Raw genomic sequence first — 7014 nt, 5'->3', positions numbered from 1 at the left:
TAGCATTAATAATGGTCATAGGCTTCGCGCGTGTTGATTTTGTTTGGCGATAAAATTAGATCACAAACGAAGCCTTTTTTATATCTATTTCAATTGGTTGGCGCTAAAGATCCTGTACATGATCCTCCCCTACACCCGGAACTGGCCCACCAGTTGCTGCTGCTTGTCCGCCAGTTGCGACAGCTCGCGCCCGTTGTCGGCGGAGGTCGCCGCTTCCGCCCGAATGGTATGGCTCACATCGCGAATGTTGCTGACGTTGCGATTGATCTCGTCCGCCACTCCGCTCTGCTCCTGCGCGGCCCTCGCGATCTGCTCGTTCATCTGGTGGATGGTGCCGACAGCCTGGATGATCTGCTCCAGCACGCTGACCGACTGCTCCACCTTGGTGAGGGTCAGATCCGCCTGGTGATGACCGGTCAGGATCGCCTTCACCACCGCCTCCGTCCCCGACTGCAACTGGCCGATGAGGTTCTGGATCTCGACGATGGCGTTCTGGGTTCGGCCCGCCAGGTTGCGCACCTCGTCGGCGACCACCGCAAAACCGCGCCCCTGCTCACCGGCTCGGGCCGCCTCGATGGCCGCGTTCAGGGCCAGCAGGTTGGTCTGCTCGGCGATCCCCTGGATCACCACCAGGATGTCGTTGATGTTGTCGCTGTTGGCGGAGAGGTGCTCCACCACTGGTTTGGCATCGCTTATCACCGTCATCAGTCTGGACATGGCCTCCTGGGTCTGCGCCACCACGGACTTGCCCTCCTGGGCCGCCGTGTCGGCCTCATCGGCCGCCGCCACCGCCGCATTGGCATTGCCAGCGACCTGCAGGGCGGTAGCGCTCAACTCTTCAAACGCGGTCGCCACCAGATCCACCTCCTGATACTGGGACTGCATGCCGGCGCTGGTACGGGCTGCCCCTTGCGCCGCCAGGGCCGCACTGGCCCGAGTGCCCGCAACGGTGTCGATCACCTGGCTGATGGTGGATTGCAGTTTGTCCAGGAAGTTGTTGAACCACTTGGCCAGCTCGCCTATCTCGTCATCCCTGCGCAGATCGATGCGCTGGGTGAGATCCCCCTCCCCGCTGGCAATGTCCTTGAGGCGTGCCACCACGGCGCGGATGGGCGCCACGATGCGCTGGGCCATCAGCCAGATGCAGAGCAGGGCGAGCGCCGAAATCCCGCCACCTATGGTGAGCTGGGTGGCCACGCTGCGCTGGGCCTGATCCTCAAGCTCCCCTTGCAGTTGCAGGGCCGAGGCGAGCACCACGGCGCGGGGCAGCTCGATATAGATGCCCCACTTGAGATCCGTACCGCGCATGCTGACCGGCACGAAGGTCTGCAACAGTGCGCCATCCGGGCTCCAGCGCGTCACCACATCTCCCTTGGTCAGCCACCCCTCGAGATCCTGCGTCAGCCCTTGCTGCTCCAGCAGATTGCCAAGGGCGACCGGGAACCCTTCCACGCCGGCCACCCGCCCTTCACTGCTGAGCAGAAGCACCTTGCCCTGCCCCTTGTAGAGGGTCCGGCCCATCTCTTCCACCAGGCTCTGCAGGGTCCCCAGGGAGATGTCGACCCCCACCATGCCCAGCAGGGAACCCTGGTCCAGCAGCGGCACGGTCACCGAGGTCATCAACACCTGCTGGGTTCCCACCTCGTCCACATAGGGTTCGAGCAGACAGAGCGCCTTGCTGCGGATGCTGCAACTGTACCAGTCGTTCTCAAGGCCGCCGTGTCCGGAGGGCTTGTCGTTGGCCAGCATCGCCTCGTCCATCACCTCCAGGCTGACCTTGCCGTCGACCCTGGCCCAATAGCTGGAAAAACGCCCCTTGTCGTTGGCTCCAAGCGCCGTCGACCCCTGATAGTTGTCATCCTCCCCGTCGAGCTGGTTGGGTTCGAATACCGCATAGACACCGAGCAGGTTCGCTGACGACTCCGCCGCATCCTGCAACTGCTGGTTGACGGCATTGCGCAGCGCCTCGGAGTGAACGAAGTTGTCGGCCGCGTTCTTGCGCTGGAACAAGATACCCTCGGCAAGCAGGGTCGCCCTGAAGTAAGCCTCATCGAGGTAGCTGGTCACCCGGGCTGCCTGGGTCGCTCCCATGGCCTGCATCCAGTTTTCTGCCGCGTGCTGCCCCTCCAGGGTGGTGGAGGTGAGCACCTGCTCCTGCATGCGGGCCGCGTTGAAAAGAGAAGAAGCCACCAGCGCGACGGCACTGGCCAGCAGACAGCAACCGGCGATCAGGGTGATCCGTCCCTGAACAGAAAGAGAACTCATGCCACTATTTCCTAACGTCTACAGATGTGAACACTGTATCGGTTTTGGATACAAAAACTTAACTAAATCAGCAGAAATCCAGGCTTAATTGATTGATTTCACCCGCTCCGGGCAAACCAACGACCAGACCGAGCAGGCGAATGGGCTTTCCTTGAGCCCGTTGCAGTCCCTCGTGCAGCAGATCGTGGAAGCGGGCCGCCTGATAACTCCCCTTGCGATAGACGGTGGTCTGGTGAAAATCGGCAAACTTCAGCTTGATCCCCTGCCCCATCAGCATCTCCGCAGGGCAGGCCTTGGCAAAACGCTGCTCCAGCTCGGGAATGAGCCGGCTGAGCACCTGCCAGCAGGCGTCCTCGTCCAGCACGTCGCTGGCGAGCGTCGTCTCCACACCGATGCTCTTGCGCACCCGCCGGGCCTGCACCGGCTGATCGTCATGCCCCCAGATGCGGCCGGCCAGCATCTCCCCGAGCTTGCCGAAACGGGCAATCAGCTCCTCGTTGCCGAGCTGGCGGGCATCTTCGCACGAATACAGCCCGAGGGACTCCAGCCGCTCTGCCGTCTTGCGGCCGATGCCGGGCAGCTTGCCAAGAGGGAGCTGGCGCACGAACTCGTCCACCTCCTGGGGGCGAATGACGAACAGGCCGTCAGGCTTGCGCTGCTCCGAGGCGAGCTTGGCCAGAAACTTGTTCGGCGCCACACCGGCCGAGGCAGTCAGCCCAAGCTCGGCGCTGATGGCGGCACGGATCTCCGCCGCCATCAGGGTGGCGCTGCCACCGCAGCGGGGACTCTGGGTCACGTCGAGATAGGCTTCATCGAGGGAGAGCGGCTCCACCTGCTCGGTGTAGCGCAGGAAGATGGCGCGCAACTGGCGCGAAGTTTCTTTGTAGACGGCCATCCGCCCGGGGATCAGCACCAATGGCGGACAGAGCTTTCTGGCCAGGGCGCTCGGCATGGCAGAGCGCACCCCGAAGCGGCGCGCCACGTAGTTGCAGGTGGAGATGACCCCGCGTCGGTCGGCGGCGCCACCGATGGCGAGCGGCACCTCCCTGAGGGCCGGGTTGTCCCGCATCTCCACCGCGGCGAAGAAGCAGTCCATGTCGATGTGAATGATCTTGCGCATGGCCGTGTCTGTTGCTGTGTCGACAGCCTCCCGAACAGATCATAGGGATAGACCCTGGGCATCCGGCGAGGAGGCGTGTCGAACGACAAAAATACTGTATGAATAACCAGTTGAACGTTCCATGCTACCCCAAGCCTGTCATTTCTGCCAGTCTGCGCGCGGGCGCGGCGGCATAGACTCTCAAGGCCACATCCACACGAGACTCAAGGAGGAGAAGCATGAGCATCATCCGGGCGGGGCTCTGCCTGCTGCTGTTGCCGCTAGCGACCATGGCCAAGGATCACCCGACGGCCGAATGCAGCTGGCTGTACAAGCGCATCGAGATACTGGAAACCGCCATCAGGCAGGGGGATGAACTGGGCACCAGGGAGGAGCTGGCAAAGCGAAAGAAAGAGTTCAAGGAAAAGGCATGCAGCCAATATGACTACTGACCCCATGCCACATAAAGAACGAGCCGACCCAGGGGTCGGCTCGTTTCGTTGCAAGGCTGCCTTCAGAGCGATATCCGCCGTTAGATGATGCGGTTGTCCACCAGCATCTTGCGACGGGCCTCTTCCTTGGCCATCTTCTTCTTGCGGTTGTCACAAGGCTCGGGGCAGTCGCACTCCTTCTCGATCCCGATGGAACCCAGGCCGCCACAGGAGCCGGAGATGGACTTGCGCTGGAAAATGTAGCCGATGGCCATGGCCACCACGACCATCAGAAACACCCCGAAGGTGATCAGAAAGATCTGCATGTAAGTTACCCCTTACTTCTTGACCAGATATGGTTTGAAGGCATCCGAATAGGCCTCTTCGAACCCGTCATCCGTCTTGGTGATGGTGAAGATGGCCAGCCCCCGTTCCTTGGCATAGGCCAGGCTCTTCTCCGGCCCCATGACCATGAACACGGTCGCCAACCCGTCTGCAGTCATGCAGGAGGGGTGGATGACGGTCACCGACACCAGGCGGTGCTGGATGGGCTTGCCCGTCAGCGGATCCATGGTGTGGGAGAAGCGCTTGCCGTCCAGCTCGTAATAGTTGCGGTACTCGCCCGAGGTGGCCACCCCGTTGTCACCGGGCAGGATCACCTCCTGTACGGAACCGGCATTGACGGTCGGCTTCTCGATGGCGACACGCCAGGGATGCCCCTTGCCGTTGACGCCGTTGATGCGCAGCTCGCCGCCGATCTCCACCAGATAGTTGCGTGCCCCCTGGGACTCCAGGTACTCGGCCACCTTGTCTACGCCAAACCCCTTGGCAATGGCGGAGAGATCCACGTAGAGGTCCGGGATGTCCTTTTGCAGGGTATCGGCATCGGCAGAGGTTATCACATGCAGATTGCCAAGGCCCGTCTTCTGCCGGGTCTGGGCGATCAGCTCGTCGGACGGCACCTTGCTCGGTCTGGCATCCGGCCCAAAGCCCCACAGATTGACCAGAGGACCGACGGTGACGTCCAGCGCCCCACGGCTCTCGCGGCCAATGTGAATGGCCTCGGTCACCACCCGCGCGGTATCGCGGGAAACCACCACAGGGGTATTGCTCTTGTGCTGGTTGAAGCGTGACAGCTCGGAATCCGGGCGATAGGTCGACATCTGATCGTTGACCCGCTCCAGCAAGACGTCGACCTCGGCTTGCAGCCTGGCGGCATCCTGAACAGCGCTATCTGCCACCTTGATGGAGTAGTAGGTACCCATGGTGCTGCCGGTGATGTGGATCTCCGGCTTCGATTGGACCTTTTCCTGACCGCACCCAGTCAAGAAAAAGGCTAGCCCGAAGGCTAGCCAGGTCTTTACAACGCTGTGCATGGATTAACCACCGAAGTCATCCAGCAGGATGTTCTCGTCTTCAACACCGAGGTTTTTCAGCATGTTGATGACGGCGGCGTTCATCACGGGAGGCCCGCACATGTAGAACTCGCAATCCTCAGGCGCCTCGTGGTTCTTGAGGTAGTTCTCGAACAACACGTTGTGGATGAAGCCGGTGTAGCCATCCCAGTTGTCTTCCGGTTGCGGATCGGACAGGGCGACGTGCCACTGGAAGTTGTCGTTCTCGGCCTGCAGCATGTCGAAGTCTTCTACATAGAACATCTCGCGCTTGGAACGGGCACCGTACCAGAAGCTCATCTTGCGCTTGGTCTTCAGACGGCGCAGCTGGTCGAAGATGTGGGAGCGCATCGGCGCCATACCCGCACCACCACCGACGAACACCATTTCGGCGTCGGTGTCCTTGGCGAAGAACTCGCCGAACGGACCGGAGATGGTCACCTTGTCACCAGCCTTCAGGCTGAAGATGTAGGAAGACATCTGGCCGGGAGGGGCAGTCCAGTTGCTGGGCGGCGGAGTCGCGATCCGCACGTTCAGCATGATGATGCCGAACTCTTCCGGATAGTTCGCCATGGAGTAGGCACGGATGATCGGCTCGTTGACCTTGGACTCCAGCTCGAAGATCTTGAAGCGATCCCAGTCGCCACGATACTCCTCGGGAATATCGAAGTTCTTGTACTGCACGTGGTGGGCAGGCGCTTCGATCTGGATATAACCACCGGCACGGAACGGCACGCTCTCGCCATCGGGGATCTGCAGCTTGAGCTCCTTGATGAAGGTGGCCTTGTTGTCATTGGAGATGACGGTACAGTCCCACTTCTTCACGCCGAAGATCTCTTCCGGCAGCTCGATGTCCATGTCGGAACGCACGGTGACCTGGCAGGCCAGACGCTCCCCATGACGGGCTTCGCCCTTGCTGATGTGATCCAGCTCGGTCGGCAGGATGTCGCCGCCGCCGGATTTCACACGCACCTTGCACTGACCACAGGAGCCACCGCCACCACAGGCGGAGGAGACGAAGATACCACTGCCGGCGAGCACGCCAAGCAGCTTGCCACCCGCCGGGCTGGTCACAGCCTTGGCCGGGTCGCCGTTGATGCTGATTGTCACGTCACCGGCGGTCACCAGCTTGGACTTGGCGAACAGAATGACTGCCACCAAGGCCAGCAGGATCACGGTGAACATGACCACACCCAGAATAATTTCCATCTATATTTCCTTTCCGATTACAGGGAAATACCAGAGAAGGACATGAAGCCCAGCGCCATCAGACCCGCGGTGATGAAGGTGATGCCGAGGCCGCGCAGGCCTTCCGGAACATCGGAATATTTCATCTTCTCGCGGATCCCTGCCATCGCGACGATGGCCAGCATCCAGCCTGCACCCGAACCCACGCCATAGACCACGGACTCAACGAAGTTGTAGTCACGCTGCACCATGAAGGAGACGCCGCCGAAGATGGCGCAGTTCACGGTGATGAGCGGCAGGAAGATACCGAGGGCGTTGTAGAGGGCCGGGAAATACTTGTCCAGCGCCATCTCCAGGATCTGCACCAGGGCCGCGATCACCCCGATGAAGGTGATGAAGCTCAGGAAGCTCAGATCCAGACCGGATACCAGGGCACCGTCTTTGAGCACGTAGTTGTAGATCAGGTTGTTGGCCGGGACGGCAACGGTCTGAACCACGATAACGGCAATCCCCAGGCCCATGGCGGTCTTGACCTTCTTGGACACCGCCAGGAAGGTACACATCCCCAGGAAGAAGGAGAGCGCCAGGTTCTCGATGAAGATCGAGCGAATCAACAGACTGATATAGTGTTCCATAC

Annotated in this window: 7 protein-coding genes; 1 reads left to right on the top strand and 6 read right to left on the bottom strand. The window is 60.9% G+C overall.

Annotated features, from left to right (window positions below; all coding sequences use genetic code 11):
• Window positions 1–129: 129 nt before the first annotated feature.
• Together ACNPAA_RS01885 and dinB are read right to left on the bottom strand one after the other, a co-directional pair.
• A complete protein-coding gene (locus ACNPAA_RS01885; protein ID WP_417891540.1) occupies window positions 130–2265 on the bottom strand; it encodes a methyl-accepting chemotaxis protein in 2136 nt (711 codons plus the stop codon).
• Between the two features lie 67 nt (window positions 2266–2332).
• On the bottom strand, window positions 2333–3385 hold the full coding sequence (gene dinB / locus ACNPAA_RS01880) for a DNA polymerase IV (protein ID WP_103858145.1): 1053 nt from the start codon (window positions 3383–3385) through the stop codon (window positions 2333–2335).
• Between the two features lie 218 nt (window positions 3386–3603).
• Here dinB and ACNPAA_RS01875 point away from each other — a divergent pair, with 218 nt between their 5' ends.
• The gene (locus ACNPAA_RS01875; RefSeq protein WP_041214674.1) at window positions 3604–3816 is read left to right on the top strand and encodes a hypothetical protein; all 213 of its coding nucleotides are present in this window, start codon (window positions 3604–3606) and stop codon (window positions 3814–3816) included.
• 80 nt (window positions 3817–3896) lie between these two features.
• On the opposite strand, the gene nqrM is transcribed toward ACNPAA_RS01875, so the two are convergent.
• The 4 genes from nqrM to nqrE are packed head-to-tail and all read right to left on the bottom strand — an operon-like array spanning window position 3897 to window position 7012.
• Window positions 3897–4121 carry a (Na+)-NQR maturation NqrM gene (nqrM, locus tag ACNPAA_RS01870; RefSeq protein ID WP_010673371.1) on the bottom strand — a complete coding sequence of 75 codons (225 nt, stop codon included), beginning with the start codon at window positions 4119–4121 and terminating at the stop codon, window positions 3897–3899.
• A 12-nt stretch (window positions 4122–4133) separates the two neighbouring features.
• On the bottom strand, window positions 4134–5171 hold the full coding sequence (locus tag ACNPAA_RS01865; protein WP_103858144.1) for an FAD:protein FMN transferase: 1038 nt from the start codon (window positions 5169–5171) through the stop codon (window positions 4134–4136).
• 3 nt (window positions 5172–5174) lie between these two features.
• Window positions 5175–6398, bottom strand: coding sequence for an NADH:ubiquinone reductase (Na(+)-transporting) subunit F (gene nqrF, locus ACNPAA_RS01860; RefSeq protein ID WP_010673369.1), 1224 nt, complete (start codon window positions 6396–6398; stop codon window positions 5175–5177).
• Window positions 6399–6415: 17 nt separating this feature from the next.
• Window positions 6416–7012 carry an NADH:ubiquinone reductase (Na(+)-transporting) subunit E gene (nqrE, locus tag ACNPAA_RS01855; protein ID WP_005303538.1) on the bottom strand — a complete coding sequence of 199 codons (597 nt, stop codon included), beginning with the start codon at window positions 7010–7012 and terminating at the stop codon, window positions 6416–6418.
• Between the last annotated feature and the right edge of the window lie 2 nt (window positions 7013–7014).

Origin of the sequence: Aeromonas sp. PS2Canimalfood6 (genome assembly GCF_048276795.1) — a bacterium.
GTDB classification, from domain to species: domain Bacteria; phylum Pseudomonadota; class Gammaproteobacteria; order Enterobacterales; family Aeromonadaceae; genus Aeromonas; species Aeromonas caviae.
The sequence above is the reverse complement of the archived record's forward strand: the minus strand, read 5'-3'. Positions and strand labels throughout refer to the sequence as shown.